Source organism: Streptomyces sp. V3I8, from assembly GCF_030817535.1.
GTDB lineage: Bacteria > Actinomycetota > Actinomycetes > Streptomycetales > Streptomycetaceae > Streptomyces.
On record NZ_JAUSZL010000002.1, the window covers coordinates 3,643,307 to 3,669,190 of the forward strand.

General features: G+C 72.1%; 19 protein-coding genes and 1 pseudogene. 6 read left to right on the forward strand and 14 right to left on the reverse strand.

What is annotated here, in order from left to right:
• Window positions 1–83: 83 nt before the first annotated feature.
• From galK to galT, 3 genes are read right to left on the reverse strand one after another with little or no spacing between them, the layout of a single operon-like run.
• On the reverse strand, window positions 84–1,247 hold the full coding sequence (gene galK / locus QFZ75_RS15905) for a galactokinase (protein ID WP_307537555.1): 1,164 nt from the start codon (window positions 1,245–1,247) through the stop codon (window positions 84–86).
• The gene (gene galE, locus QFZ75_RS15910; protein ID WP_307537556.1) at window positions 1,247–2,233 is read right to left on the reverse strand and encodes a UDP-glucose 4-epimerase GalE; all 987 of its coding nucleotides are present in this window, start codon (window positions 2,231–2,233) and stop codon (window positions 1,247–1,249) included. The genes galK and galE overlap by 1 nt, the downstream gene beginning before the upstream one ends.
• A complete protein-coding gene (galT, locus tag QFZ75_RS15915) occupies window positions 2,230–3,291 on the reverse strand; it encodes a galactose-1-phosphate uridylyltransferase (protein WP_307537557.1) in 1,062 nt (353 codons plus the stop codon). The genes galE and galT overlap by 4 nt, the downstream gene beginning before the upstream one ends.
• Window positions 3,292–3,414: 123 nt before the next feature.
• On the opposite strand from galT, the gene QFZ75_RS15920 reads away from it, so the two are divergent.
• On the forward strand, window positions 3,415–5,118 hold the full coding sequence (locus QFZ75_RS15920) for a sodium:solute symporter family protein (protein ID WP_307537559.1): 1,704 nt from the start codon (window positions 3,415–3,417) through the stop codon (window positions 5,116–5,118).
• A 31-nt stretch (window positions 5,119–5,149) separates the two neighbouring features.
• Window positions 5,150–5,503: a hypothetical protein gene (locus QFZ75_RS15925; protein ID WP_307537560.1), complete on the forward strand. Its 354-nt coding sequence runs from the start codon at window positions 5,150–5,152 to the stop codon at window positions 5,501–5,503.
• A 58-nt stretch (window positions 5,504–5,561) separates the two neighbouring features.
• On the opposite strand, the gene QFZ75_RS15930 is transcribed toward QFZ75_RS15925, so the two are convergent.
• The 10 genes from QFZ75_RS15930 to rsmI form a co-directional block, all read right to left on the reverse strand.
• Entirely contained in the window at window positions 5,562–6,287 is a 726-nt protein-coding gene (locus QFZ75_RS15930; RefSeq protein WP_307537562.1) for a response regulator transcription factor, read from the reverse strand.
• A gap of 282 nt (window positions 6,288–6,569) precedes the next feature.
• The gene (locus QFZ75_RS15935; RefSeq protein WP_307537563.1) at window positions 6,570–8,444 is read right to left on the reverse strand and encodes a PQQ-binding-like beta-propeller repeat protein; all 1,875 of its coding nucleotides are present in this window, start codon (window positions 8,442–8,444) and stop codon (window positions 6,570–6,572) included.
• A gap of 139 nt (window positions 8,445–8,583) precedes the next feature.
• Window positions 8,584–10,458, reverse strand: a complete 1,875-nt coding sequence (locus QFZ75_RS15940; RefSeq protein WP_307537564.1) for a PQQ-binding-like beta-propeller repeat protein — start codon at window positions 10,456–10,458, stop codon at window positions 8,584–8,586.
• Between the two features lie 213 nt (window positions 10,459–10,671).
• Window positions 10,672–12,486 carry an ABC-F family ATP-binding cassette domain-containing protein gene (locus QFZ75_RS15945; protein ID WP_307537565.1) on the reverse strand — a complete coding sequence of 605 codons (1,815 nt, stop codon included), beginning with the start codon at window positions 12,484–12,486 and terminating at the stop codon, window positions 10,672–10,674.
• A gap of 166 nt (window positions 12,487–12,652) precedes the next feature.
• On the reverse strand, window positions 12,653–13,582 hold the full coding sequence (locus QFZ75_RS15950) for a 4-(cytidine 5'-diphospho)-2-C-methyl-D-erythritol kinase (protein ID WP_307537567.1): 930 nt from the start codon (window positions 13,580–13,582) through the stop codon (window positions 12,653–12,655).
• Window positions 13,579–14,439, reverse strand: a complete 861-nt coding sequence (gene rsmA, locus QFZ75_RS15955; protein WP_307537569.1) for a 16S rRNA (adenine(1518)-N(6)/adenine(1519)-N(6))-dimethyltransferase RsmA — start codon at window positions 14,437–14,439, stop codon at window positions 13,579–13,581. Before rsmA ends, QFZ75_RS15950 begins: the two co-directional genes overlap by 4 nt.
• A gap of 230 nt (window positions 14,440–14,669) precedes the next feature.
• On the reverse strand, window positions 14,670–16,106 hold the full coding sequence (locus QFZ75_RS15960; protein WP_307537571.1) for a resuscitation-promoting factor: 1,437 nt from the start codon (window positions 16,104–16,106) through the stop codon (window positions 14,670–14,672).
• A 132-nt stretch (window positions 16,107–16,238) separates the two neighbouring features.
• A complete protein-coding gene (locus QFZ75_RS15965) occupies window positions 16,239–17,108 on the reverse strand; it encodes a TatD family hydrolase (RefSeq protein WP_307537572.1) in 870 nt (289 codons plus the stop codon).
• Between the two features lie 110 nt (window positions 17,109–17,218).
• Window positions 17,219–17,704, reverse strand: coding sequence for a hypothetical protein (locus QFZ75_RS15970; protein WP_307537574.1), 486 nt, complete (start codon window positions 17,702–17,704; stop codon window positions 17,219–17,221).
• Window positions 17,705–18,045: 341 nt separating this feature from the next.
• Window positions 18,046–18,900 carry a 16S rRNA (cytidine(1402)-2'-O)-methyltransferase gene (gene rsmI, locus QFZ75_RS15975; protein ID WP_307537576.1) on the reverse strand — a complete coding sequence of 285 codons (855 nt, stop codon included), beginning with the start codon at window positions 18,898–18,900 and terminating at the stop codon, window positions 18,046–18,048.
• A 62-nt stretch (window positions 18,901–18,962) separates the two neighbouring features.
• On the opposite strand from rsmI, the gene QFZ75_RS15980 reads away from it, so the two are divergent.
• Window positions 18,963–20,705: a dolichyl-phosphate-mannose--protein mannosyltransferase gene (locus QFZ75_RS15980; RefSeq protein WP_307537577.1), complete on the forward strand. Its 1,743-nt coding sequence runs from the start codon at window positions 18,963–18,965 to the stop codon at window positions 20,703–20,705.
• Window positions 20,706–20,825: 120 nt separating this feature from the next.
• Window positions 20,826–21,286 (forward strand): annotated as a pseudogene (locus QFZ75_RS15985) (pyridoxamine 5'-phosphate oxidase family protein).
• A 45-nt stretch (window positions 21,287–21,331) separates the two neighbouring features.
• On the opposite strand, the gene QFZ75_RS15990 reads toward QFZ75_RS15985, so the two are convergent.
• A complete protein-coding gene (locus tag QFZ75_RS15990) occupies window positions 21,332–22,024 on the reverse strand; it encodes an SCO4225 family membrane protein (RefSeq protein WP_307537579.1) in 693 nt (230 codons plus the stop codon).
• A 312-nt stretch (window positions 22,025–22,336) separates the two neighbouring features.
• Here QFZ75_RS15990 and QFZ75_RS15995 point away from each other — a divergent pair, with 312 nt between their 5' ends.
• Both QFZ75_RS15995 and QFZ75_RS16000 read left to right on the forward strand, forming a co-directional pair.
• Window positions 22,337–23,968: a penicillin-binding transpeptidase domain-containing protein gene (locus tag QFZ75_RS15995; RefSeq protein WP_307537581.1), complete on the forward strand. Its 1,632-nt coding sequence runs from the start codon at window positions 22,337–22,339 to the stop codon at window positions 23,966–23,968.
• A gap of 185 nt (window positions 23,969–24,153) precedes the next feature.
• A complete protein-coding gene (locus tag QFZ75_RS16000; RefSeq protein ID WP_307537583.1) occupies window positions 24,154–25,869 on the forward strand; it encodes a penicillin-binding transpeptidase domain-containing protein in 1,716 nt (571 codons plus the stop codon).
• The last annotated feature ends 15 nt before the right edge of the window (window positions 25,870–25,884 follow it).

Consider the following 25,884-nt stretch of genomic DNA (forward strand, 5'->3'; position numbering starts at 1 on the left):
CCGCCGGGCAGACGGCACGGGCCTCCCCCGACCAGCGGCGAGGGAGGCCCGGCGAGAGGGAGGCCCGGTGAGGCGAAAGCGCGTCAGCTCAGGCGGCGCGCGCCCTGCGACGGCACCGCCGGGAACACCCGTGGCGCGGTGTACCCGGCCGCCGCGAACGCCTCGGTCACCGCCTTGGTGACCGTGTCGGCGTCGGCGGCCTCGACCAGGACGACGGCCGAGCCCCCGAACCCGCCACCCGTCATCCGCGCGCCCAGCGCACCCGCCCGGACGGACGTGGCGACGGCGAGGTCCAGCTCCGGGCAGGAGATCCGCAGGTCGTCGCGGAGGGAGGCGTGGCCGTCCGTCAGGACGGGGCCGATCCCCCGGATGTCGCCCGCGTCGAGGAGCGCGATGACCTGCTCGACGCGATGGTCGTCCGACACCACGTGCCGTACGTACCGCCGCACCCGCTCGTCCGGGAGCCGGGCGAGGTCGGCGTCGAGATCCTCGTACGCGAGGTCGCGCAGGAAGGGCACGCCCAGCTGCCGGGCGCCCTCCTCGCAGCCCTCGCGCCGCTCCGCGTACGCCCCGTCGCCCAGCGCGTGCTTGACCCGGCTGTCGACGACGAGGAGCTGCAGCCCCTGGGCCGGCAGGTCGAAGGGCACCTGCCGGACGGACAGGTCGCGGCAGTCGAGGTGGAGGGCGTGGCCCTCGGTGCAGCAGGCGGACGCCGTCTGGTCCATGACCCCGCAGGGCACGCCCACGAAGTCGTTCTCCGCGCGCTGGGCGATCCGGGCCAGCTCGGGCCCCGTGAGGCCCAGTTCGTACAGGTCGTTCAGGGCGAGCGCCGTCACCACCTCCAGCGCCGCCGAGGAGGACAGGCCGGCGCCCGTCGGGACCGTCGAGGCGAGGTGGATGTCCGCGCCGGTGACGGCGTGCCCGGCCTCGCGCAGGACCCAGACGACCCCGGCGGGGTACGCCGCCCAGCTGGTGTTCGTCAGCGGCGCGAGGCCGTCGACGTGCAGCTCGACGACCGGGCCCTCGATGTCGGCGGAGTGCAGGCGCAGGACGCCGTCGTCGCGCCGCGAGACCGCCGCCACCGCCGTGTGCGGCAGTGCGAGCGGCATGACGAAGCCCTCGTTGAAGTCGGTGTACTCACCGATCAGGTTGACCCGGCCGGGCGCCGCCCAGATCCCCTCGGGAGCCGTCCCGTACAGCCGCTCGAAGCCGCCCCGGACCTGCTCGGCCGCTTGTTCCGCCCCCACTAGTTCCCCTCCGCCTTCGCGATGTCCTGCGCGGCGTTCTGCGCGAACTCCCACGCGTCCGCGACGATTCCCGCGAGGTCCGCGCGGGACGGGTTCCAGCCGAGCCGTTCGCGGGCCGTGGCGGCCGAGGCGACGAGGACCGCCGGGTCGCCGGCCCGGCGCGGGGCCGCGACCTCGGGGATCGGGTGCCCGGTCACCTGCCGGACGGTCTCGATGACCTCGCGGACCGAGAAGCCGTTGCCGTTGCCGAGGTTGCAGATCAGGTGCTCGCCGGGCCGCGCGGCGGCGACCGCCAGCAGGTGCGCCTCGGCGAGGTCGGCCACGTGGATGTAGTCGCGGACGCAGGTGCCGTCCGGCGTCGGATAGTCGTCGCCGTAGACCGAGACGGCCTCGCGGCGGCCCTGGGCGACCTGCAGGACGAGCGGGATGAGGTGCGACTCGGGGTCGTGCCGCTCGCCGCTGGTGCCGTACGCGCCCGCCACGTTGAAGTAGCGCAGCGAGACGGCGGCCAGCCCGTGCGCGGCCGCCTCACCGGTGATCATGTGGTCGACGGCCAGCTTGGAGGCGCCGTACGGGTTCGTCGGGAGCGTCGGCGCGGACTCGGTGATCGGGGTCGTCTCCGGCTCGCCGTACGTCGCCGCGGTGGAGGAGAAGACCAGTGTGCGGACGCCCGCATCGCGCATCGCGCCGAGCAGCGCCATCGTGCCGCCGACGTTGTTGTCCCAGTACTTCTCGGGCTTCACGACCGACTCGCCGACCTGCGAGAACGCGGCGAAGTGCAGTACGGCGTCGTACGAGGCGTCGAGCCACTTGGCCGCGTCGCGGATGTCGCCCTCGACGAAGGCGGCCCCCGCCGGGACGCCCTCGCGGAAGCCGGTGGAGAGGTTGTCGAGGACCGTCACCTCGTGACCGGCCTCCAGCAGGTGCTGGGCGACGACGCTGCCCACATAGCCCGCGCCGCCTGTGACCAGGTACTTCCCACTCATGAACTCGCTACCTCTCGCAGTCGCTGGGCCGCGGTCTCCGGCGGCACGTCGTTGATGAACACGTTCATGCCGGACTCGGAACCCGCGAGGAACTTCAGCTTGCCGGACGTACGGCGGATGGTGAAAAGCTCGAGGTGGAGCGCGAAGTCCTCGCGCACCACGCCGTCGAACTCCTCCAGCGTGCCGAACGGCGCCTGGTGCCAGGCCGAGATGTACGGCGTCGCGGGTTCACCCTCGCCGAAGATCCGGTCGAAGCGCCTCAACAGTTCCAGATAGACCTGGGGGAACTCTGTGCGCGCGCCCTCGTCCAGACCCAGCAGGTCGGGCACGCGGCGGCGCGGGTACAGGTGCACCTCGTACGGCCAGTGCGCCGAGTACGGCACGAAGGCCACCCAGTGCTCGGTCTCCAGGACGACCCGCTCGCCGGCCAGCTCCTTCGCCAGTACGGCGTCGAAGAGGTTCTCCCCGCCGGTGGCCTCCTTGTGCGCCGCCAGCGAACGGAGCATCAGGGCTGTTCGAGGCGTCGTGAAGGGGTAGGCGTAGATCTGCCCGTGCGGGTGTCCGAGCGTCACACCGATCTCGGCGCCCCGGTTCTCGAAACAGAAGACCTGCTCCACGGAGGGGAGATGCGACAGCTCGGCCGTGCGGTCGGTCCACGCCTCCAGGACCAGGCCCGCCTGCTCCTCCGTCAGGTCGGCGAAGGACGCGTCGTGGTCCGAGGTGAAGCAGACGACCTCGCAGCGTCCGGAGTCCCCGGCGAGCGACGGGAAGCGGTTCTCGAACACGGCGACGTCGTACGAGGAGTCCGGGATCTCGCTGAGCCGGTCGCCCTCGGAGGGGCACAGCGGGCATTCACCGGCCGGCGGGTGGTACGTGCGGCCCTGGCGGTGCGAGGCGACGGCCACCGCGTCACCGAGCAGCGCGTCACGCCGTACCTCCGAAGTGGTGACCGTGCGGTCGAGCGGACGCCGGTCCACCGCGTCGCGCACCGTGTCGTCGCGCGAGTCGTAGTAGATGAGCTCACGACCGTCGGCCAGCCGGGTCGAGGTCTTCTTCACGCCGGACTCCCCATCCCTAACCCGATCAAACCAATAAACAGAACCAAACACATCGAACCACAAATCCCCATGTTCGTCAGCATCACAACCAAACAAAGAACACCAAGATGAAGTGAGTGCAGTATGCAGACCCCCACATATGCCGCCTCCGCGTCACCCGTACACCTGGCCGCGGAGCTGCGGCTCCCGACGAACTGGCTGGACTACACGATCCTGGCGATCTACTTCGTCGTCGTGCTCGGCATCGGCTTCGCCGCCCGGCGCTCGGTGAGAACCAGCCTCGACTTCTTCCTCTCCGGGCGCTCGCTGCCCGCCTGGGTGACGGGGCTCGCCTTCGTCGCCGCCAACCTCGGCGCCACCGAGATCCTCGGCATGGCCGCCAACAGCGCCCAGTACGGCGTCTACACCGTGCACTGGTACTGGATCGGCGCCATCCCCGCCATGGTCTTCCTGGGCCTGGTGATGATGCCCTTCTACTACGGTTCGAAGGTCAGGTCCGTCCCCGAGTTCCTGCTGCTGCGCTTCGACAGGGGCGCGCACCTGCTCAGCTCGGTGCTGTTCGCCTTCGCCGCGGTCCTCATCGCCGGCGTGAACCTCTACGCGCTCGCCATCGTCGTCGAGGCGCTGCTCGGCTGGCCGGAATGGGTGTCGATCGTCGTCGCGGGCGCCTTCGTGCTCGGCTACATCACCCTCGGCGGCCTGTCGTCCGCGATCTACAACGAGGTGCTGCAGTTCTTCGTCATCCTGGCCGCGCTCATCCCGCTCACGGTGCTGGGCCTGAAGAAGGTCGGCGGCTGGGACGGCCTGACCGACTCGCTGACCGCGAGCCACGGCGGTGACTTCACCACCGCGTGGGGCGGCACCGGCATCGGCAGCGACAACCCGCTGGGCGCCAACTGGCTCACCATCGTCCTGGGTCTCGGCTTCGTGCTCTCGTTCGGCTACTGGACGACGAACTTCGCCGAGGTGCAGCGCGCCCTGTCCGCGAAGAACCTCTCGGCGGCCCAGCGCACCCCGCTCATCGCCGCGTTCCCGAAGATCTTCATCGTCTTCCTGGTGATGATCCCAGGGCTCGTCGCGGCCGTGCTCGTACCGAAGATCGGGACGTCCGGCTCCGACCTGCAGTACAACGACGCGATCCCGTACCTGATGGAGGACCTGCTCCCCAACGGCGTCCTCGGCATCGCGGTGACCGGTCTGCTGGCGGCGTTCATGGCGGGCATGGCGGCCAACATCTCGTCCTTCAACACCGTCTTCACCAACGACATCTGGGGAAAGTACGTGAAGCGGGACGAGGAGGACGCGTACTACGTGCGCTTCGGCCGTCTCATCACGGCGGTCGGCGTGCTCGCCTCGATCGGCACGGCGTTCCTGGCCTCCTCCTTCTCGAACATCATGAGCTACCTCCAGACGCTGTTCTCCTTCTTCAACGTGCCGATGTTCGTCGTCTTCATCGTCGGCATGTTCTGGAAGCGCGCGTCCATGAAGTCCGGCTTCTGGGGCCTGCTGGCCGGCACAACGGCCGCGATGGTCAACTACTTCGTCCTCTACAAGCAGGGCGTCATCGGCATCCCCTCCGACCAGGGCGCCAACTTCGTCTCGGCGATCGCCGGGTTCGTGGCCGGCGCGGTGGTCATGGTCGCCGTCTCGCTGTTCACCGCGCCGAAGCCGGAGGCGGAGCTGCGGGGGCTGGTGTACGGCACCAGCTCGCCCGGCATGGAGGAGCCGGCCGGCGCGGGCGACGACGCCTGGTACCGCAGGCCGGCCCTGCTCGGGTGGGGGGCCGTCGTCCTGGCCGCCGCCTGCTACATCCCCTTCTCCTTCTGACGACGTCCGACGACCGGAGGACCGACCACCCATGTCCACCACCCCCGAACACCCCGAGCACCCCGAACGCGCCGGGAACTCCGAGCGCGACGTCCGCCGCGAGGTCACCGAACTGCAGAGCAGGTCGGCCACCGCGGCCCGGCTCTTCGACATCCGCCGCATCATCGGCGGTCTCTTCGTGGTCTACGGGATCATCGTGACGATCGCCGGGATCACCGCGTCCGACGCCGACATCGACAAGGCGGAGGGCGTCAACATCAACCTCTGGACGGGCCTGAGCATGCTGCTCCTCGGCCTGTTCTTCCTGGCCTGGCTGTGGCTGCGCCCGGTGGCACCCCCGACACCGGCCGACGACCCGGCGGAACAGCCGGGACGCACCGGATAGCCGGGGCGCGCCCGGCGACCGGGGCGCCCGGGAGACGGGGCGTCCCGGCAGACCGGTCCTAGGGCCGGTCGGACAGGCCCCGGATCTCCTGCCCCGCACCCGGCGCCGGGTGCGGGGGCACCGGGCCCGCCCGGTCGAGCAGGCCCGTGCGGGCCGCCAGCGCGGCGGCCTCCAGGCGGGAGCCCACGCCCAGCTTCATCAGGACCCGCTGCACATGCGTACGGGCGGTGCTCGGCGCTATGCCCATGCCGGCCGCGATGAGCCGGGTGTCCTCGCCGTCGGCCACCCGCACCAGCACCTCGACCTCCCGCGGTGTCAGCATCTGGAGCAGCCGCTGCCCCTCGTCGTCGGGCTGCGCCGCCGGATTGAGGAGCTCGCTGAAAGCGCCCTGGAGCAGCTGCGGCGCGACCGCGGCCTCCCCGGCGCGCGCCTTCATGATGGCCCGCTCGACGCCCTCTATCCGCTCGTCGTGCCGTACGTAACCGGAGGCGCCGGCGGCGAACGCGGCGGCGATCCCGCGCGGATTGGGCACCGGCCCGAGGACCAGCACCGCGACCTGCGGCCGCTCCCGCTTGATCTTCACCACCGGGTCGAAGATGCCCGGTTCGGCAGGCGTGGCCGTACCGATCAGACACACCTCCGGCGCCCTCGTGATCACCAGCTCCGCGGCCCCCGCGGCCGGCGCGGCCGCGGCCAGCACGCGGTGTCCGCGCAGCTTCAGGGCCGAGGCCAGCGCCTCGGCGAGCAGTCGGTGGTCGTCGACCACCATGAGCCGCACTCCCATCGAGCCCAACCCCCAGTCCCTCCCCCAGGATCACCACTGGTACCCCATGGACAGGAGCCCCCCGGCTTTCCATCCCCGGAAGCTACACGCTTGTTCGACGTTGCGCTCCCCCTACCGGAGAGAAGTGCCCCGGATCTCCGAAATTCCTCGCATTCGCGCGCGATGGGGGGTATGGGAACGGCTCCGCCCCTGAGCAGGGACGGAGCCGTGATCGACGGACGAACGTTTGACCGTCGTACCACCCGGGGGCGGGCCGTTCCGGGCGGACCGCCCGGGCCTCGGCTACCGGGCGCCGAAGCCGATCGCCGTGTAGTCCTTCTCGTCCTTCGAGTAGGGCGCGCTGATCAGGTCCTCGGCCATGAAGAGCCGGCCGGCGCCGTACAGCATCTCCGACGACTTGGGGACCATCCCGCTGATCGCGCTGCGGACCTGGTCGGTGGCCGGGGTCTCCAGGAGCTTGGTCTCCTTGAAGGTCCCCCCGTCGATGGAGACGACCTGCGAACCCTTGTCGTAGGGGCCGTTCTTGTACGCGATGATGTTGGTGCCGTCCATCCGGACCGGCCAGATCTCGTAGCCGTCGCCGGCGTCGGCACGGTCGCTCGTGGACTTGCCCGAGGCCAGCGAGAAGGACACGATCTCGTTGACCCGGCTGTACTGCTCGGCGCCCTCGTGCTGCTTGGTGGGCACGTACAGCTTGTCGTTGCCGACCGCGATCGCCGCGCAGTCGTGGACCTTGTTCACACCGCAGTCGTGCTCGTACTTGCCGTCCTCGAGCGTGATCTTCGTACGCAGCTTGCCGCTCTCGTCCAGCGAGAAGACGTCGGTCGCGCCGGACGCGGTGATCTCCCCGGAGTCCACGCCGAAGACGACCGGCTTGGTGGAGATGACCTTGGCGTTGTCGATGCCCGAGGGGAGCTTGTAGCTCCACTTGACGGTGCCCGACTTCGGGTCGAGCAGCTGGACCTCGTACTTCTCGTTGCCGTAGTCGCCGCACTTGCGGACCGCGACGAGCTGCTCGCCGCCCGCATAGCCGACGTCCTCGCAGGTGCCGACCTTCGGCTGCCACAGGACCTTGCCGTCGCTGATGTCGAAGGCCGCGCCGCCGTCGAGGCCGGAGCCCGCCGCGACCGTGGTGCCGGTGATGCTGACCTCCTTGAAGGCGGCCTTCTCACCGCCGCCCGGGGCGACCGACTTCGTCCACAGCGCCTTGCCCGTGTTCACGTCGAACGCGGTGACCTCGGTGCACTGCTGGTACGGGTCGGCCTTGGTGCGCGCGGCCTCCTCCGCGACCACCACGGCGACCCCGTCCTTGGTGACCTCCGGCGAACCGGCGCAGGTCAGGCCCTTCAGCGGCAGGGTCCAGGACTTCTTGCCGGTGTCCGGGTCGTACCCGACGATCTTGCGGACGCCCGCCTTCGCGTACACCTCGTCCGTCAGCCAGGAGCCCTCCACGCTCCAGACCTCCTTCTTGGGGACCTCGGGCGCGGGCAGCTGGAAGAGGACCTTCGCGCTGGTGCTGGACGGCACCTTCTCCGAGCCGCCGCCCGTGCCGGCGTCGCCTCCGCCGTCCTTGCCGTCCTTGCCCCCGGTGCCGCCGGAGCCCGCGGAGGTGTCCTTGCCGTCGTCCTTGCCGGAGGAGTTCGCGTACAGGACGCCGGCGCCGACGATCAGCGCGATGGCCGCCACGGCCGCGACGATGATCGCCACCTGGCTGTTCGTCCTGCGCCCGCCCTGCGGGGCCTGCGGCTGCATCGGCATGGTGTGCGGCTGCGGATAGCCGTACGGAGCCTGCTGCCCCGGGTAGCCGTAGCCCTGCGGCGGCTGCTGGCCCGGATAGCCGTACCCGGGCACGGTCGGCGGCTGCGGGGCCCCCTGGGGGGCGCCGGGAGCCTGCGGGTACCCGTACGGCTGCTGCGGCGGGCCCTGCGGCGGGGGGCCCTGCGGCGCGGCGGGCTGTCCGGCCGGGGGCGGGGTCTGGGGGGCCTGCGGGTAGCCGTAGCCCGGCTGCTGCTGCGGCTGCGGCTGCTGCGGGGGTCCGGCGGGCGGGCCGGCGGGCGGCGTGGGCGGGCCGAAACCGCCGGGCGGCGGGTCCTGCGGCGGGCCGAAACCGCCGCCCTGGGGCGGCTGGTTGGGCGGCGGGGGCGGCGGCTGGCTCATGACGTGAGTACCTCGGGTGCGAAGGGGACGGAGGTCGGACGGACGTGTGCGGGGCGGCCGCGGGGACCGGCTGCGGCGCCGGCCGGTGCCGCGGCGGGAAGGAGCCGGACCGGAGCGGTAGGGAGCCGGACCGGCCGGGTCACTTGCCGTAGGCCAGCATCAGCTTCTCCTTGGACTGGTCGTTGCCGGTCAGCCGGGTGGTGGAGAGGTAGAAGCGCCCGTCCACGTAGTCGACGGCCTTCGAGAAGAAACCGTTCTCCACCTGCGCCGCGCCCTGCGGGTTCCGCAGCAGCGTCTTCGGCGTGTGCGAGCCGCCGGCGGTCGGGACCGAGACGACCCGGCCGCCCGAGTCGTACGAGGGCTTCACGTACGCGACGAGGTCCGTGCCGTCCATCTTGAGCGGCATCATCGACGTGTCCGACGGGGACTTGACACGCCACTTCTCCTTGCCGGTCTCCAGGCTGACGGCGACGACCTCGTTGGCGCCGCTCTTCGCCTCGGTCGGCAGGTAGAGGGTGTTGGCGTCGGCGGCCACGCCCTCGCAGCCCAGCAGGTCACGCGTGAGGATCGCCCAGCCGCAGTCCGGCGCGAACGACTCGTCGACGTCGAGCTGCGAACGGGCCGTGCCGTCGTTCTTCAGCGTGGTGACGTTCCACTGCTTCTTGTCCGCGTTGGTGAGGTAGAGGACGACGGGGTCGACGGAGTACGCGCGCTCCACGCGCCAGCCCTTGGGGATCTTCTTCGTCCACCGGGCCTTGCCGGTCGCCGGGTCGAGCTCCTGCACCTCGTCGTGCTCGTTGTCGCCGCCTGCGCCGCAGCCCGAGACGGAGAGCAGCTTGGCACCGCCCGCGAACGCCGAAGGGAAGCAGGAGTCGCCGTACTTCTTCACGTCGAAGAGCTTGTCGCCGCTGCCCGTGTCGTAGCCGACGCCGGACATGGAACGGCCGGCCAGCAGCGTGTCCCCGACGACGTTCAGGCTCAGGGAGAGGGAGCTGTCGAACAGGTCGCCCTTCGGGATCTCCTTCGTCCAGCCCTTCTTGCCGGTGGCGAGGTCGATCTCGACGATCTGGTTGCACTCGGCGCCGCTCTTGGCGCCTTCCTTGTACGCCACGAAGACCTTGTCGTCGGACGTCTTCTGCTGCGACGCGGCGCAGATCGGCTGCGGGAAGGTGAGCGCGGGCCAGCTGACCTTCCCGTCCTCGACGTCGTAGGCGAGGACCTGCTTGTAGGCGGCCTTCACGGCGACCTCGTCCGTGATCCACATACCGGGGGCGTCGGCGCCGGAACCGGGCGCGTCGGGCGCCTCCTTGTACCAGAGCACCTTCGCCTCGCCCGCCTGGCGGCCCGCGTTGAGGTCGTCGGTGCCGGCGTCGCCGTCGCCCTCGCCGTCACCGGGGTTGACCGGGGCGTCGGAACCGGAGGGCCTGGGGTCCTGACTGCCGTCGGCGACGGGCTTCTTCTGGCCCCCGTCGTCACCGCCGGACACGGCCCACATGGTGCCGACGATGACGAGCACCGCGGCCAGCGCCGCACCGGTGATCACCAGGGGCTTGTTCCTGAAGGGGCCGCGCGGGCCACCGCCCGGCGGGGTGCCGGGGCCGCCCGGGAACTGCGGCTGCGTCGGATACCCGTATCCGGGCTGCGGCCCGTAGGGGCCCGGCTGCTGCTGCCCGTACGGACCGGGCTGGGCGTACGGTCCCGGCTGCTGGGCGTACGGACCCGGCCCACCGTAGGGACCGGGCTGCTGCGGCTGCCCGTACGGACCGGGCTGCTGCTGCGGGTAGCCGTAACCGGGGGCGGGCGGCGGCGGGGTGCCCGGAACGCCCTGCGGGGGCGGCGGGGTCTGCGGTGCGCCGTGCGGGGGCGGCGGGGCCGCCGGCGGCTGGGCGGGCGGCGGGGGCGTGGCTCCGCGCGGGTCCTGCGCAGGGCCGAAGCCGCCCTGCTGCTGCGGCGGCTTGTCCTGCGGCGCTCCGGACCCGTCCTGCTGCGACGGTCCCTCGGGCGGCTGAGTCATCAGCGCGTCCCCCCTCTTCACTGATTTTTAGCCATGCCCTGCAGTACGCACCGCTGCGGGCGGTGCACTCACCGTGGTGGCCGGAAGGCCTGAGACTGTTCCCAGACGGCTCTTTCTATCACCCGGGAGCGCTCGAACACCGGGCCGGATCTCTCCTTGTTCCCAAGGGAGAACCGGCCCGTGATGCCCTCGTTACGTCTCTTCACGCGCCGTTCACGCGTCGTCGGCGAGCTCCAGCCAGCGCATTTCCAACTCCTCGCGCTCGGTGGCCAGTTCACGCAGCTCACTGTCCAGTTTCGCCACTTTTCCGAAGTCCGTGGCGTTATCGGCGATCTGCGTGTGCAGCTTGCCCTCCTTCTCGGAGAGCTTGTCCAGCTGCCGTTCGATCTTCTGCAGTTCCTTCTTCGCGACGCGGCTGTCCTTGGCGGAGCCGGCGGCGGAGGAGGCGCTCTTTTCGGTCACCGAGGACGGAGCCGAGGCCGCGGCGGCCTCCTCCATCGCGTGCCGCCGCTCCAGGTACTCGTCGATGCCGCGCGGCAGCATCCGCAGGGTCGCGTCGCCGAGGAGCGCGAACACCCGGTCGGTGGTCCGCTCGATGAAGAACCGGTCGTGGGAGATCACGATCATGGAGCCCGGCCAGCCGTCGAGGAGGTCCTCGAGTTGCGTGAGGGTCTCGATGTCGAGGTCGTTCGTCGGCTCGTCGAGGAAGAGGACGTTCGGCTCGTCCATCAGGAGCCGCAGGATCTGCAGCCGCCGCCGCTCACCGCCGGAGAGGTCGCCGACGGGCGTCCACTGCTTCTCCTTGTTGAAGCCGAAGGTCTCGCAGAGCTGGCCGGCGGTCATCTCGCGGCCCTTGCCGAGGTCGACGCGGTCGCGGACCGCCTGGACGGCCTGCAGCACCCGCAGGTCCGGGTCGAGTTCGGCGACCTCCTGGGAGAGGTAGGCGAGCTTGACGGTCCGGCCGGTGACGACCCGGCCCGCGGCGGGCTGCTTCTCGCCCTCGGAGCGGGCGGCCTCCGCCATGGCCCGCAGGAGGGAGGTCTTGCCGGCGCCGTTCACCCCGACCAGACCGATCCGGTCGCCCGGCCCGAGCTGCCAGGTCAGGTGCTTGAGGAGCACCTTCGGCCCGGCCTGCACGGTGACGTCCTCCAGGTCGAAGACGGTCCTGCCGAGCCGGGACGAGGCGAACTTCATCAGTTCGCTGCTGTCCCGGGGCGGCGGCACGTCCGCGATCAGCTCGTTGGCGGCCTCGACGCGGAACCGCGGCTTGGACGTACGGGCGGGGGCGCCGCGGCGCAGCCAGGCCAGCTCCTTGCGGACCAGGTTCTGCCGCTTGACCTCCTCGGTCGCGGCGATGCGCTCCCGCTCGGCGCGCGCGAAGACGTAGTCGGTGTAGCCGCCCTCGTACTCGTACACGGCACCCTTCTGCACGTCCCACATGCGGGTGCAGACCTGGTCGAGGAACCACCGGTCGTGGGTGACGCAGACGAGGGCCGAGCGGCGCTCACGCAGGTGCCGGGCGAGCCAGGCGATGCCTTCCACGTCCAGGTGGTTGGTGGGCTCGTCGAGGACGATCAGGTCCTGCTCCTCGATGAGCAGTTTGGCCAGCGCGATGCGCCGCCGCTCACCGCCGGACAGCGGCCCGATCACCGTGTCGAGGCCCTGCGGGAAGCCGGGCAGGTCGAGCCCGCCGAACAGGCCCGTCAGTACGTCCCTGACCTTGGCGTTGCCGGCCCACTCGTGGTCGGCCATGTCCCGGATGACCTCGTGCCGGACGGTGGCCGCGGGGTCGAGGGAGTCGTGCTGGGTGAGCACCCCGACGTGCAGCCCGCCGGAGTGCGTGACGCGCCCGGTGTCGGCCTCCTCCAGCTTGGCGAGCATCCGGATCAGTGTGGTCTTGCCGTCACCGTTGCGGCCGACCACCCCGATCCGGTCCCCTTCGGACACGCCGAGGGAGACTCCGTCGAGCAGCGCACGGGTTCCGTACACCTTGCTGACTGCCTCGACATTGACCAGATTGACGGCCATCGCACTCCTGACAAGGGGGATCGATCGACCTTCCAGGGTAGCCGCCCGCAGGAATGATCCTTCCGGGCGGCCCGGGCACCCGGAGGCGGGGGAACGGCCGTGATCTTTCAGGGGCGCGGCGAACGGCGCGACCGGCCCCCGCTCACCCGCACCCGGCACACGACCGTCACAGCACGACAGCCCCGGGCACCGGCCCGGCCGCCACGCGCGCGGCGCGACAGGTCCCGGACGCCAGCAGCGCGTCGGCGACCCGCACGGCGGCCGCCGCGTCCCGCACGAGGAACGCCGTGGTCGGCCCGGACCCGGAGACCAGCGGGGCCAGTGCCCCGGCGTCGGCCCCGGCGGCCAGCGTCGCGGCGAGCGAGGGCCGCAACGACAACGCGGCGGCCTGGAGGTCGTTGGAGAGCGCCGCGGCCAGCGCCGGGACGTCACCCGACGCCAACGCGTCGAGCAGCACGGGCGAAGCCACCGGTTCCGGCACCCGCTTCCCCGCGTTGAGCCGGTCGAACTCCCCGTACACCGCCGGCGTCGACAACCCGCCGTCGGCGACGGCGAACACCCAGTGGAAGCTCCCCCCGACCGGCAGGACCCGGAGTTTCTCCCCCCGCCCGGTCCCGAGCGCCGCCCCGCCCACCAGGCTGAACGGCACGTCGCTGCCCAGCTCGGCGCAGATCTCCAGGAGTTCGTCCCGCGGGGCACCCGTGCCCCAGAGCGCGTCACAGGCGACCAGCGCGCCCGCCCCGTCGGCGGAGCCGCCCGCCATGCCCCCGGCCACGGGGATGTCCTTGGTGATGTGGATGTGCACGTCGGCGGCCCGCCCGTACCGCTCGGCGAGCTTCTCCACGGCCCTGGCCGCCAGGTTCGTACGGTCCAGGGGAACCTGGGCCGCGTCGGGGCCCTCGCACGTCACCCGGAGGGCGTCGGCGGGGGTCACCGTCACCTCGTCGTACAGTCCGACCGCGAGGAACACGTTGGCGAGGTCGTGGAACCCGTCGGGCCGCGCACCGCCCACCGCCAGCTGGACGTTGACCTTGGCGGGAACCCGTACCGTCACGCCCGCGGTCCCACCGGCCGTCCCGCCCGCCGTCCCGCTCACTGCTTGTTCTCCGCGATCCGTGCGAATTCCTCCACCGTCAGGGACTCGCCGCGCGCCTGCGGCGAGACGCCCGCGGCGACCAGGGCGGTCTCGGCGGCCGGCGCCGAACCGGCCCAGCCGGCCAGCGCGGCCCGCAGGGTCTTGCGGCGCTGCGCGAAGGCGGCGTCCACGACCGCGAACACCTCGCGCTGGGAGGCGGTCGTACGCACCGGCTCCGCGCGGCGGACCAGCGAGACGAGGCCGCTGTCCACGTTCGGCGCGGGCCAGAAGACGTTGCGGCCGATCGATCCGGCCCGCTTGACCTCGGCGTGCCAGTTCGCCTTCACGGAGGGCACGCCGTAGACCTTCGAGCCGGGCGGCGCGGCGAGCCGGTCGGCGACCTCCGCCTGCACCATGACGAGCGTGCGCTCGATGGTGGGGAAGGTCTCGAGCATGTGCAGCAGCACCGGGACGGCGACGTTGTACGGGAGGTTCGCGACGAGGGCCGTCGGGGCGGGGCCCGGCAGTTCGGTCACCCGCATGGCGTCCTCGTGGACGAGCGAGAAGCGCTCGGCGCGGTCCGGCATCCGGGCGGCGACCGTCGCGGGCAGCGCGCCCGCGAGGGCGTCGTCGATCTCGACGGCGACGACGTGGTCGGCCGCCTCCAGCAGGCCCAGGGTCAGGGACCCGAGGCCCGGTCCGACCTCGACGACCACGTCCTCGGGGCGGACGCCTGCGGTCCGGACGATGCGCCGCACGGTGTTGGCGTCGATGACGAAGTTCTGACCGCGCTGCTTGGTGGGCCGTACGCCGAGGGCTGCCGCGAGTTCGCGGATGTCGGCGGGGCCCAGAAGGGCGTCGGAGGCGGGGCTGGTCACGCCCCAAGGGTACGGGTGACCGGCCACAGCCCCGCTCCTCGGGGGCGCGGGGGGCAGGGGCGCAGCCCCGCTCCTCGGGGCGCAGGGGGCAGGGGGCAGGGACGCAGCCCCGCTCTTCAGGGGCGCGGGGAACTGCGCGACCGGCCCCCACCGGACTCGCGGCCGAAGCCGGAGCCGAAGCCGATGCCGATGCCGAAACCGATGCCGAAGCCGAAGCCCCCGCAGGGGGCCTACCCCTGGAGCCGGCTCCCGCAGTGCGGCCAGGGACTCGCCCCCCGCCGCACATACAGCTTCTTCGCCCGGAACGTCTGCTCCGCCGCGGACGCCTCCTGCGGCCGCCCCGCCCCGCCGAGGCTCTGCCACGTCCGCGTGTCGAACTGGTACAGCCCCCCGTACGTCCCGGAAGGATCGACCGCCCCCGGCCGCCCCCCTGACTCGCAGTGGGCGAGCCCCTGCCAGTTCAGGTGGTCCGCCCCCTGCACGGACATCGGCAGCGGCTTCGTGCCCACCTTCACCACCTGCGTACGCGGCTCGTGCACCGTCTCGCTCCGCAGCAGCCGCGGCTTCTGCCGGACGCCGTTGACGGTCCGCAGGGCGTACGTGACGCGCCGCAGCCCCGGCTGCCCGGCCTGCTCCACGACCTCGGTGCCCCGGAACAGTTCGGGATCCGGCGTCCGCCGCACCTCGAAGGCGATCGACTCCTCCCGGACCTCCCTCGTCCCGGTGATGCGCAGGACCGTCACCGTCTGCCCGTCGCGCGGGAAGCTCTCGGCCGGCACGGACGTGGTGTCCTGCCCGTGCAGGGTGATCCCGGCCTCCGCCAGGCTCTCGCGGACGGTCGCCGCGTTCGTGCGGACCGTCCGTGCCCGTCCGTCCGCCATGACCGTCACGGCCCGCTCGGTCCGGACGTCGAGCGCGAGCCCCGCCCGCCCGATGGACCGGCCGACCGGCACCGACACGTACGCCCCCTGCGCCCGCACCCCGAACTCCCGCAGCGCCTCCGCCACGGTCCGCGCCGTCGTCCACACGGTGCTGCGCCGCCCGTCGAGGGTGAGCCGCACGGGCCGCCCGTACCGCACGGCGACCTCCTCGCCGTTGGCCAGAGCGGTACCGGGAGCGGGGGCCACCACGTCGTGGGCGCCGACCCGGACCCCCTCGTCGGCGAGCAGTTCACGTACGTCGTCCGCGAAGGTGTGCAGGGTGCGCGGCTTGCCGTCGACGGTCAGCTCGACCGCCTTGTCGTCGGCGACGAACGCCGTGGTGCCGCCCGCGAGGAACGCCACGACCAGCGCCTGCGGCAGCAATTTGCGCACATCGGGCCGCTCCGCGCTCCTGCGCCGCCGCGCGGCCCGTCGCGTCTCGGCCCGCCCGCCGGGGGACGGCATCTCGGCGGTCGGCGCGGGGGGCGCGGAGGGCGCGGCCTGCCGCGGGAGCGTCGCCGCGTCGGACGTCCAGGGCGCGTCGGCGTACTCGTACGAGGCCTCGTAGGTCGTTTCGTACGCGGTTTCGTACGCGTACGCGGTTTCGTACGCGGGCAGGCAGGGAGTCTCGTACGCGGGCAGGTACGTGTCCGGGGGGCCGTACGCGTACGCGTACGACTCCGGGAACGGGTGGGTCGGGCCATACGTCTCGTACTGCCCATACGTCTCGTACTGCGAACTGCTCACGACGACACGCTCCAGGAGACCGGTGGACGGGCAGAACCTAGCGGAGCGTCCGTCACTCTCCAAAGCGGCACGGCCACGCTGTGTCGCCACGCACCCCCGGTCGGGCCCCGGGAGCGCGCTGTCCGTCACGCGTCAGTAATCGAACGCGCGGGCGGTGTTCGCCGAGAGCGCCGTCGCCAGCGCGTCCTCGTCCAGGCCCCGCACGGCGGCCATGGCCCGGACCGTGACCGGAATGAGATACGGGGCGTTGGGCCGTCCGCGGTACGGCACCGGCGTCAGGAAAGGCGCGTCGGTCTCGACGAGGACGAGTTCGAGCGGCGCCACGGCGAGGGCGTCGCGCAACGGCTGCGCGTTCTTGAAGGTCATGTTGCCCGCGAACGACATGTAGTAGCCGGCACGGGCGCAGACCTCCGCCATCTCCGCGTCCCCGGAGTAGCAGTGGAAGACGGTCCGCTCGGGCGCGCCCTCCTCCTTCAGGATGCGCAGCACGTCCGCGTGGGCGTCCCGGTCGTGGATGACCAGCGTCTTGCCGTGCCGTTTGGCGATCTCGATGTGGGCGCGGAAGGACCGCTCCTGCGCCTCCTTGCCGCCGGGGCCCGTGCGGAAGGTGTCGAGCCCGGTCTCACCGACGCCCTTGACCTGCGCGAGCGCGGCGAGCCGGTCGATCCCGGCCAGCGCCTCGTCCAGCGCGCCGTCGCCACCGCCCTGCCGGGCCCCCTGCCGGGACCAGTTGTCGGGGTCCCCGTGCACGATGCGCGGGGCCTCGTTCGGGTGGAGGGCGACGGTCGCGTGGACGGCGTCGTGCGCGGCGGCCGTCTCGGCGGCCCAGCGCGAGCCCGCCAGGTCGCAGCCCACCTGCACGACCGTCGTCACGCCGACCGACGCGGCCTTGGCGAGGGCCTCCTCGACCGTGCCGGTCTGCATGTCCAGGTGGGTGTGCGAGTCGGCCACCGGCACCCTCAGGGGGTCCGGCAGCGGCGGGGCTTCGGCGTTGGAAGGCATACCCCGATCCTACGAAGGCGCCGGGGCGGGCCGGGTCGGGCCCGGGGGAGGCGGGTCCGGAGGCGGGGGCGGGGCGGGGCCCGGGGGCGGGGCGGGCCCGGCCCCGGGGCTCACACCGCCTTACGGTGCTGGAACGGGTGCAGCAGGTCGGACAGGTGCCAGTGGTGGTGAACCCTGGGCGCCGCGTCCGGCCGCAGGGCCGTCTCGGGCGACTGCGCCGCGTCGGGCGCCGCGTCCGGCGCCGCGATGGCCGCGGCGCGTTTCATCGGCGGTACGGACAGCGTGCGGCGCATCGGGTTCTGCGCCGAGGACACCTGGCCCGCGCGCATGATGCGCAGGAGGTTGCCGTCGCAGTTCACGCAGCTCGGCCGGCTCAGCGGCGACGGCACGACCAGGCCGTCGGCCACGTACGTCACGAACTGCGTCCCCTCGGCGTCGAAGTGGTGCTCGATCTCGTACGACTGCTCCCAGCCGTGCCCGCAGCGCATGCAGGCGAAGGAATACGACTCGTGGACCGTGTCGGCCGCCGCGGTCCGGGGTTCGGGTCCGCCGGGGATCTGCCCGGTCCGACGGCTCTGCCCTGTGATCTCACTCATGCCAGCTCCTCTTGTCCGCTGGACGAGGACGGGTGCGTCCTGTTCCAGTGGACGCCTCCGCGGGCGCGAGCGCACCGGACCTGTCGAGTGTTGGAACCGTCTTGGCCGTTCCTTGTCGGACGGCCCCCGATACCCGGTCCCGGCTTTGCCTTGGACGCGCGTATTTTGCCCGCGCATGGGCCCATGCGCCCCCCTGTGAAAGCATGCGCTCCCTGTGTGTGCCGGGGGCCGGCCCAAGGATTCCGGGCGCGTGCCGGGGGTTCGCCCTGGGATTGCGCGGGTTGCCGGTCCTCGGTCGAGGGCCGCGCGGATGGCGACTCAGGAGTGCCGCGGGTGGCGGCTCAGGGGGCCGCGCGCGTGGCGTTCTTGGCCGCGACGACCGCGTCGAAGACCTCCCGCTTGGGCAGTCCCGCGTCGGCGGCGACCGCGGCGATCGCCTCCTTGCGCCGCTCCCCCGCCTCCTCGCGCACCCGCACCCTGCGCACCAGCTCGTCGGCGCCGAGCGACTCGGTGACCTCCGGGGCGCCCTCCACGACGACGGTGATCTCCCCGCGCACGCCCTCGGCGGCCCAGACCGCCAGCTCCCCGAGGGGCCCGCGCCTGACCTCCTCGTACGTCTTCGTCAGTTCGCGGCAGACGGCGGCCCGCCGCCCGGCGCCGAACACCTCGGCCATCGCGGCGAGCGTGTCGTCGAGCCGGTGCGGGGCCTCGAAGTACACGAGCGTGCGCCGCTCGGCCGCGACCTCCCGCAGCTTCGACAGCCGTTCGCCCGCCTTGCGCGGCAGGAACCCCTCGAAGCAGAACCGGTCGACGGGCAGCCCCGACAGGGCGAGCGCGGTGAGCACGGCGGACGGGCCCGGGACGGCCGTGACCTTGATGCCCCGCTCCACGGCGGCGGCGACCAGCCGGTAGCCGGGGTCGGACACGGACGGCATCCCGGCGTCCGTCACGAGCAGCACGCGCGCGCCGCCGGCCAGCGCCTCGACCAGCTCGGGCGTACGCGCCGACTCGTTGCCCTCGAAGTACGAGACGACCCTTCCGGAGGGCTGCACGTCCAGTCCCTGGGTCAGCCGCCGCAGCCGCCGGGTGTCCTCGGCGGCGATGACGTCGGCCCCCGCCAGCTCCGCCGCCAGCCGGGGCGGGGCGTCCGTGATGTCCCCGATGGGCGTTCCTGCGAGTACGAGGGTTCCTGTCACGGTTCCATCCTCGCAGGGGCGGTCCGCGGGACTCACACAGACCTGTTCCCTACGATGGCGCGGTGACAAGTACCGCGTCCTCCACGGACACCCGGCAGGGACAGGGCGTCGAAGAGCAGCGGCCGTCGTGGCAGCAGCGGCTGCGCAGGTTCGGCTACACGGCCGGAACCGCAGACGACGTCCGCGACCGCCTCGTGCCCGCGTACACCGAGCCCGGCCCGCGCCTGTGGGCGGCGGTCGGGCTCCGCCAGGAGGCCGCCGGACGCATCGTCCGCTGGTCGGCGTGGGGCGGCCCGCTGCTCATCACGCTGCTGGCGGGCCTCATGCGGTTCTGGAACCTGGGCAGCCCGAAGGCGGTGATATTCGACGAGACGTACTACGCCAAGGACGCCTGGGCGCTCATCCACCGCGGGTACGAGGTCAACTGGGCCAAGAACGCCAACGACCTGATCCTGCAGAACGGCGGGAGCGTCAGGATCCCGGCGGACGCCGCCTACGTGGTCCACCCGCCGGTCGGCAAGTACGTCATCGGGCTCGGCGAGTGGATGTTCGGGTTCACGCCGTTCGGCTGGCGGTTCATGACGGCGCTGCTCGGCACGCTGTCCGTGCTGATGCTGTGCCGGATCGGCCGCCGGCTGTTCCGCTCGACGTTCCTGGGGTGCCTGGCGGGCGCGCTGATGGCCGTGGACGGCCTGCACTTCGTGATGAGCCGCACCGCGCTGCTCGACCAGGTGCTGATGTTCTTCGTCCTCGCGGCCTTCGGCTGCCTGCTCGTCGACCGCGACAAGGCCAGGGAACGGCTCGCCGCGGCCCTCGCGCCGGACGCCGACGGACGCGTACGCCCGGACGCCCACATCGCCGCGACCACCCGTCTGGGCCTGCGCCCCTGGCGCCTGCTGGCCGGCCTGATGCTGGGCCTGGCCATCGGCACCAAGTGGAACGGTCTGTACGTCCTGGTCGCGTTCGGCCTGATGACGGTCCTGTGGGACGTCGGCTCCCGGCGGGTGGCGGGCGCCCGCCGCCCCTACGCGGCGGTCCTGAAGCACGACGTCGGCTGGGCGTTCCTCTCGACGGTCCCGGTGGCCGTCGTCACGTACCTGCTCTCGTGGACGGGCTGGTTCCTGTCCGGCACCGACGGCAAGGGCGGCTACTACCGCGACTGGGCCACGGCGGACGGCCGCACCAGCGACTGGTCCTGGCTGTTCCCCGACTGGTGGCGCAGCCTGTGGCACTACGAGACACAGGTGTACGACTTCCATGTCGGCCTGCACTCCCCGCACACGTACCAGTCGAACCCGTGGAGCTGGATCGTCACGGGCCGCCCGGTCTCGTACTTCTACGAGTCGCCGCTGCCCGGCAAGGACGGCTGCCCGACGGACGCGGGCGGGAAGTGCGCCCGCGAGGTCCTGGCCCTGGGCACCCCGCTCCTGTGGTGGGCCGCGGGCTTCGCGGTGCTCTACGTCCTGTGGCGCTGGCTCTTCCGCCGGGACTGGCGGGCGGGCGCGATCGCCTGCGGCATCGCGGCGGGCTACCTCCCGTGGTTCCTCTACCAGGAACGCACGATCTTCTTCTTCTACGCGGTCGTCTTCCTCCCCTTCCTGTGCCTGGCGGTGGCCATGACGGTCGGCGCGATCCTCGGCCCCCCGGGCTCCACGGAACGCCGCCGGGTGATCGGCGCGGCGTCGGCGGGCGTCCTGATCCTGCTGATCGCCTGGAACTTCATCTACTTCTGGCCGATCTACACGGGCCAGGCGATCCCGATCGACAGCTGGCGGGCCCGGATGTGGCTGGACACCTGGGTCTAGCGGGGCGGACACCCCACGGGGCCGTGACGATCCGTCGCGGCCCCGCGGTCGTCGTCGGTCGCAGGGCGTAGGACCGACGCCTCATGCGCGCTTCGGAACGGCTGATTAGGGTCGGCGTTCATGCAGACCACGGGAATCCCTCGTCGTGACATGCCGCAGCGCAGGCGCGACACCCTTGGACGGCTCGCCGGGGAGCGGGACATATGGGTGTCGACGGCCCATCCGGATCACGGTCCGCATCAGGTGCCGCTGTGGTTCCGGTGGGACGGGCAGGCCGTGTGGATGTGCACCGGCGAGGCCTCCGCGACCGCGCGCAACGTGCGGGAGGAGCCCCGGGTGCGCCTGGCGCTGCCGGACACCTTCGACGTGGTGCTCCTCGAGGGGAGGCGGAGTGCTTCTCGGACCGGGGCGTGCCCGAGGACGCCGCGGATGCGTTCGCCGGCAGGTTCGGGTGGGACCCGCGTACGGAGGAAGGCCCTTTTCTGTACATACGCGTGGCGCCGAAGACTGTGCTCGCCTGGCGCGGCGAGCCGGAACTGCGCGGCAGGGTCCTCATGCGCGAGGGGGCGTGGCTGCGGTAGCGGTCGCGGTCACCCGGGGCCGGCGGGACGGCCCCGCCGGACGCGTCAGGAGGACGCGGCGGTCTGCCGTGTCCTCAGGCCGTGGGTGAGGCGGCCGAACAGTACGGCGTTGAACAGTCCGGACAGGGCCACACCCGCGGAGAAGACCAGCGGGTTCAGCCAGTCGAGCGAGGACGACTCGGTGGGTATCGACACCAGGACCGCGACGATGCCGAGCGGCGCCGTGGCCATCAGCGGCCAGATACCGGCGAACCCCGGGTCCGGCGACACGTACACGGCGTACAGGAAGAAGCCCAGGGCCGCCGCGACCACGGCGAGGTACCCGCGCGCGAGCCAGTTGTCCACCGCGGGGGCCAGCAGGGTCCGCGTCCTTCGGAGACCGCGCGGCGCGGCCGTCGTGGGCCTCGTGGCCAGGGCGCCGAGGACCGCGGCGTTCACGAGGGCGCACCCGAGGAGCCAGACGGACCAGGAGCCGATGGCGAGCGCCTGGGCCGCTCCGCCCTCGGTACCGGGGCCGAAGGGCAGCAGCATGCTGAGGAAGGAGAGGGGCGCGGTGAGCACCAGGGGGGCCACGGCGAAGCCGCTGTCCGGCAGGAGGAGCATGACCGGGACCGAGCAGGCGACGACGGCCAGGTAGCTCCGGGCCGGCCAGTTGTCCGTGGCGAGGGCGAGGAGGCGGGGTCGGGAGCGGCTCGCCGGCAGGCCGGTGAGGTGGCGCGGGCGGGAGGTGTGCGGCATCGCGGGTCCTTCGGGTCGTCCCGGTCGGTGGTGTCTCCACGGTGGACCGCGGGGCGCGTTCGGGGATGAGTACGGGTACTCACCGCAGGGGCGCGCACGGGCCTGTCCGGGTGCGGTTCAGGTGCGGACCCGGTCCGAATCCGGGCCGGATCCGGACCGGGTCCGCTCGGGTCCGCTCAGGGGCGCTCCGGGGGCTAACAATCGGGGAACGCCATCCCCATCCGTCACTCTCCCCGCATACAGTGCTACGTGGAGATGCTTTTCTGAACGTGTTCAGAAAAGTTCACGGGGAGTACGGGGAGGAGAGGCGCGATGCGGAGCGGAGCCAAGGTCGCCGTGGTGGGCGGGGTGTTCGCCGTCATGGTGGGGGGTGCCGGGTACGGGGCGTACAACATCGTCAGCGCGGTCAGCGGGGACGAGGGGACGACCGCCGCCGCGAAGGAGACCGGGCCGCCGTCCGCCGACGAGGTCGCGAAGACCTCCGAGAAGTTCTTCACGGCCTGGGAGCAGGGGGACACCGCCACGGCCGCGGACCTCACCGACAACGCCGTGGCCGCCAAGGACCTCCTCGTCGCCTACGGGGGCCAGGCGCACATCGGCAGGGTGAAGGTCACACCCGGTACGGCGACGGGCACGACGGTGCCGTTCAAGGTGTCCGCCACCGTGTCGTACGAGGGGAGGAGCAAGCCTCTGACGTACGACGGCGAGCTGGGGATCGTGCGGGGCGAGTCCACGGGCAGGGCGCTCGTGGACTGGCGGCCGTCCGTCCTGCATCCGGACCTGAAGACCGGCGACACGCTGGTCACGGGCGAGTCGGCGAGCCCGCCCATCGAGGCGGTGGACCGCGACGGCGTCGTCCTGACCAAGGAGAAGTACCCCTCGCTCGGCCCCGTGCTCGACACCCTGCGCGACCGGTACGGCGACAAGGCGGGCGGCGCCCCCGGGGTCGAGCTCGCGATCCGGCACGCGAGCGAGGACGCGGGCGACACCCCGCTGGTGACGCTCGCCAAGGGCAGGGCCGGCACGCTGCGTACGACGATCGGCGCGGGCGTGCAGGCCGCGGCGGAGAAGGCGGTCAAGCAGTACGCCCAGTCGTCGGTGGTCGCCGTCAGGCCGAGCACCGGCGAGGTGCTGGCGGTCGCGAACCACCGCGAGGACGCGTTCAACGCGGCGTTCCAGGGCAAGGCCGCCCCCGGCTCCACCATGAAGATCGTCACCGCGGCGATGCTCATCGACAACGGCGTCACCGCGATGAACGGCCCGGCGCCCTGTCCGGCGACCGCCACCTGGCAGAGCCAGACGTTCAAGAACCTCACGGGCATGCAGCCCGACGAGGGCGCCACGCTCGCCAACAGCTTCATGCGCTCGTGCAACACGGCGTTCGTGAAGCTCGTCGACGGCTCCGACGAACGCCCGCTCACCGACGAGTCGCTCACCACCGAGGCGCAGGAGCGGTTCGGTATCGGCAAGGACTGGAAGACCGGCATCGTCTCCTTCGACGGGAGCGTCCCCGCCTCCGGCGGCCCGAACCGCGCGGCCAACGCCATCGGCCAGGGCGACGTCCAGATGAACCCGCTGAACATGGCGTCGGTCACGGCGACCGCGATCACGGGTACGTTCCGGCAGCCCTACCTCGTGTCGCCGAAGCTCGACAACCGGCAGCCGGCCACCGCCCGCGGCCTGCCGAGCGGCACCGCCGCGCAGCTGAAGCAGATGATGCGGCTCACCGCGACCAGCGGCACCGGCGCGCAGGCCATGGCCGGCCTGAGCGGAGACATCGGCGCCAAGACCGGCTCCGCCGAGGTCGACGGGCAGGAGACGTCCAACAGCTGGTTCACCGGTTTCCGGGGCGACGTCGCCGCCGCGGCCATGACGGAGGAGGGCGGCCACGGAGGGGACGCGGCGGGTCCGATTGTCGCAGCCGTGCTACGGACAGCCGGCTGAACCCGTCCGCACAGGACGGGACCCTAGGGTGGTGACTCTCGTTCTCCCAGCACACTGGTGAGGACCGTTCACCGTTCCTCGAAGGAACAAGGAACAAGGAACGTCGAGGCCGTCGGGGAAACCGTCGCCGGGCAAGCAGTCGTCGGGCAAGCAGTCGTCGGGGAAGCAGCGGAGGAACGGAAGCCGTGGGGAACAGAAGGCGCGCACCGGAGCGCGGCAGGACGAAGCCCGCCGTCATCGGCGGGATGGTCGCCGTTGTCGTCGGCGGCGCCGGGCTCGGCGGCTACGCCCTGTTCGGCGGCGGGGCGTCGGCCGACGAGGGTTCCGCCTCCGACGCGAAGCCCGTGAAGTCCGGACCCCTGTCGGCGGCCGAGGTGAGGACCACGGCCACCGCGTTCCTCACGGCCTGGCAGAAGGGCGACGTCCCCGCGGCCGCGGCGGCGACGAACGACACCGCGGCGGCGGCCGGTCTGCTCACCGGCTACGGCAAGGAGGCGTACGTCAAGGACGTGACGCTCACCGCCAGGAAGCGCTCCGGTGCCGCCGTGCCGTTCTCCGTCAAGGGCACGGTCAGCTACAAGGGCCTGACCGAGCCCCTCGCCTACGAGTCCGAGCTGACCGTCGTGCGGCGCGCCAAGGACGGGAAGCCGCTGGTCGACTGGCACGCGGCGGTCGTCCACCCGGAGCTGGAGGACGGCGACAGGCTGGTCACCGGCGCGGCGGGCACGCCTCCGGTCAAGGCCCTGGACCGGGACGGCGGCGAGCTGACGACCGCGAAGTACCCCTCGCTCGGGACGGTCCTCGACGGCCTGCGGGAGAAGTACGGCAAGAAGGCCGGCGGCAAGGCGGGCGTCGAACTGCGGGTGATCCGCGCCGGGTCCGAGGACGCCAAGGACGCCGACGGTACGCAGGAGAGCGCGGCCGACGCCAAGAAGGACGCCGCGGACAAGAACCCCGACAAGACGCTGCTGGAGCTGAGCAAGGGCACGCCGGGCACGGTCCGTACGACGCTCAGCCCGGCCCTCCAGGCGGTCGCCGAGCAGCAGGTGGCCGCGAAGTCCAAGGCCTCGGCGGTCATGATCAAGCCGTCGACCGGCGAGATCCTGGCCGTCGCGAACTCGGGACACGGCTTCAACACCGCCTTCCAGGGGTCGCTCGCCCCCGGCTCGACCATGAAGATCGTCACGGCCTCGCTGCTCATCGACAAGGGGCTCGCGTCGGCGGACGAGGAGCACCCCTGCCCGAAGTACTCGACGTACGGCGGCTGGAAGTTCCAGAACGACGACAAGTTCCAGATCAAGGGCGGCACGTTCAAGGCGAGCTTCGCGCGCTCCTGCAACACGGCCTTCATCAGCCAGGCCAAGAAGCTGGACGACGACGACCTGACCAAGCAGGCCCAGCAGGTGTTCGGGCTCGGCATGGACAACTGGGCCATCGGCGTGCCGACCTTCGACGGCTCGGTGCCGGTGCAGTCGCAGGCCCAGAAGGCGGCCTCGCTGATCGGCCAGGGCGGGGTGCGGATGAACCCGCTGAACATGGCGTCGGTCGTCGCCACGGCCAAGACGGGCACGTTCCACCAGCCCTACCTGGTCCCGCCGGCGGTCGACGACCGGACCCTCGCGACGGCCCCCCGCTCCCTGTCCGCCGGTACACGGGCGCAGCTCAAGGAGCTCCTGCAGTACACGGCGGCGGCCGGTACGGCGGCCGAGGCGATGGCGGGGCTCGGCCCGGACTTCGGGGCCAAGACGGGTTCCGCCGAGGTCGACAACCAGAAGAAGCCCAACGGCTGGTTCACGGCCTGGAAGGGCGACCTGGCGGCCGCCGGCGTGGTCCAGCAGGGCGGCCACGGCGGCGAGACGGCCGGCCCGATCGTGGCGGCGCTGCTGAAGGCGGGCAGCTGACCCCGACCTGACCGG

Excerpts from the sequence above, each read along its gene's own strand:
- QFZ75_RS15935 (WP_307537563.1), bottom strand. The coding sequence starts at position 8,444 with ATGAGCCAGCCGCCGCCCCCGCCGCCCAACCAGCCGCCCCAGGGCGGC.
- QFZ75_RS15945 (WP_307537565.1), bottom strand. The coding sequence starts at position 12,486 with ATGGCCGTCAATCTGGTCAATGTCGAGGCAGTCAGCAAGGTGTACGGA.
- QFZ75_RS15965 (WP_307537572.1), bottom strand. The coding sequence starts at position 17,108 with ATGCCTTCCAACGCCGAAGCCCCGCCGCTGCCGGACCCCCTGAGGGTG.
- QFZ75_RS15995 (WP_307537581.1), top strand. The coding sequence starts at position 22,337 with ATGCGGAGCGGAGCCAAGGTCGCCGTGGTGGGCGGGGTGTTCGCCGTC.
- QFZ75_RS15940 (WP_307537564.1), bottom strand. The coding sequence starts at position 10,458 with ATGACTCAGCCGCCCGAGGGACCGTCGCAGCAGGACGGGTCCGGAGCG.
- QFZ75_RS15970 (WP_307537574.1), bottom strand. The coding sequence starts at position 17,704 with ATGAGTGAGATCACAGGGCAGAGCCGTCGGACCGGGCAGATCCCCGGC.
- QFZ75_RS15925 (WP_307537560.1), top strand. The coding sequence starts at position 5,150 with ATGTCCACCACCCCCGAACACCCCGAGCACCCCGAACGCGCCGGGAAC.
- QFZ75_RS15920 (WP_307537559.1), top strand. The coding sequence starts at position 3,415 with ATGCAGACCCCCACATATGCCGCCTCCGCGTCACCCGTACACCTGGCC.
- galE (WP_307537556.1), bottom strand. The coding sequence starts at position 2,233 with ATGAGTGGGAAGTACCTGGTCACAGGCGGCGCGGGCTATGTGGGCAGC.
- QFZ75_RS15930 (WP_307537562.1), bottom strand. The coding sequence starts at position 6,287 with ATGGGAGTGCGGCTCATGGTGGTCGACGACCACCGACTGCTCGCCGAG.
- QFZ75_RS15990 (WP_307537579.1), bottom strand. The coding sequence starts at position 22,024 with ATGCCGCACACCTCCCGCCCGCGCCACCTCACCGGCCTGCCGGCGAGC.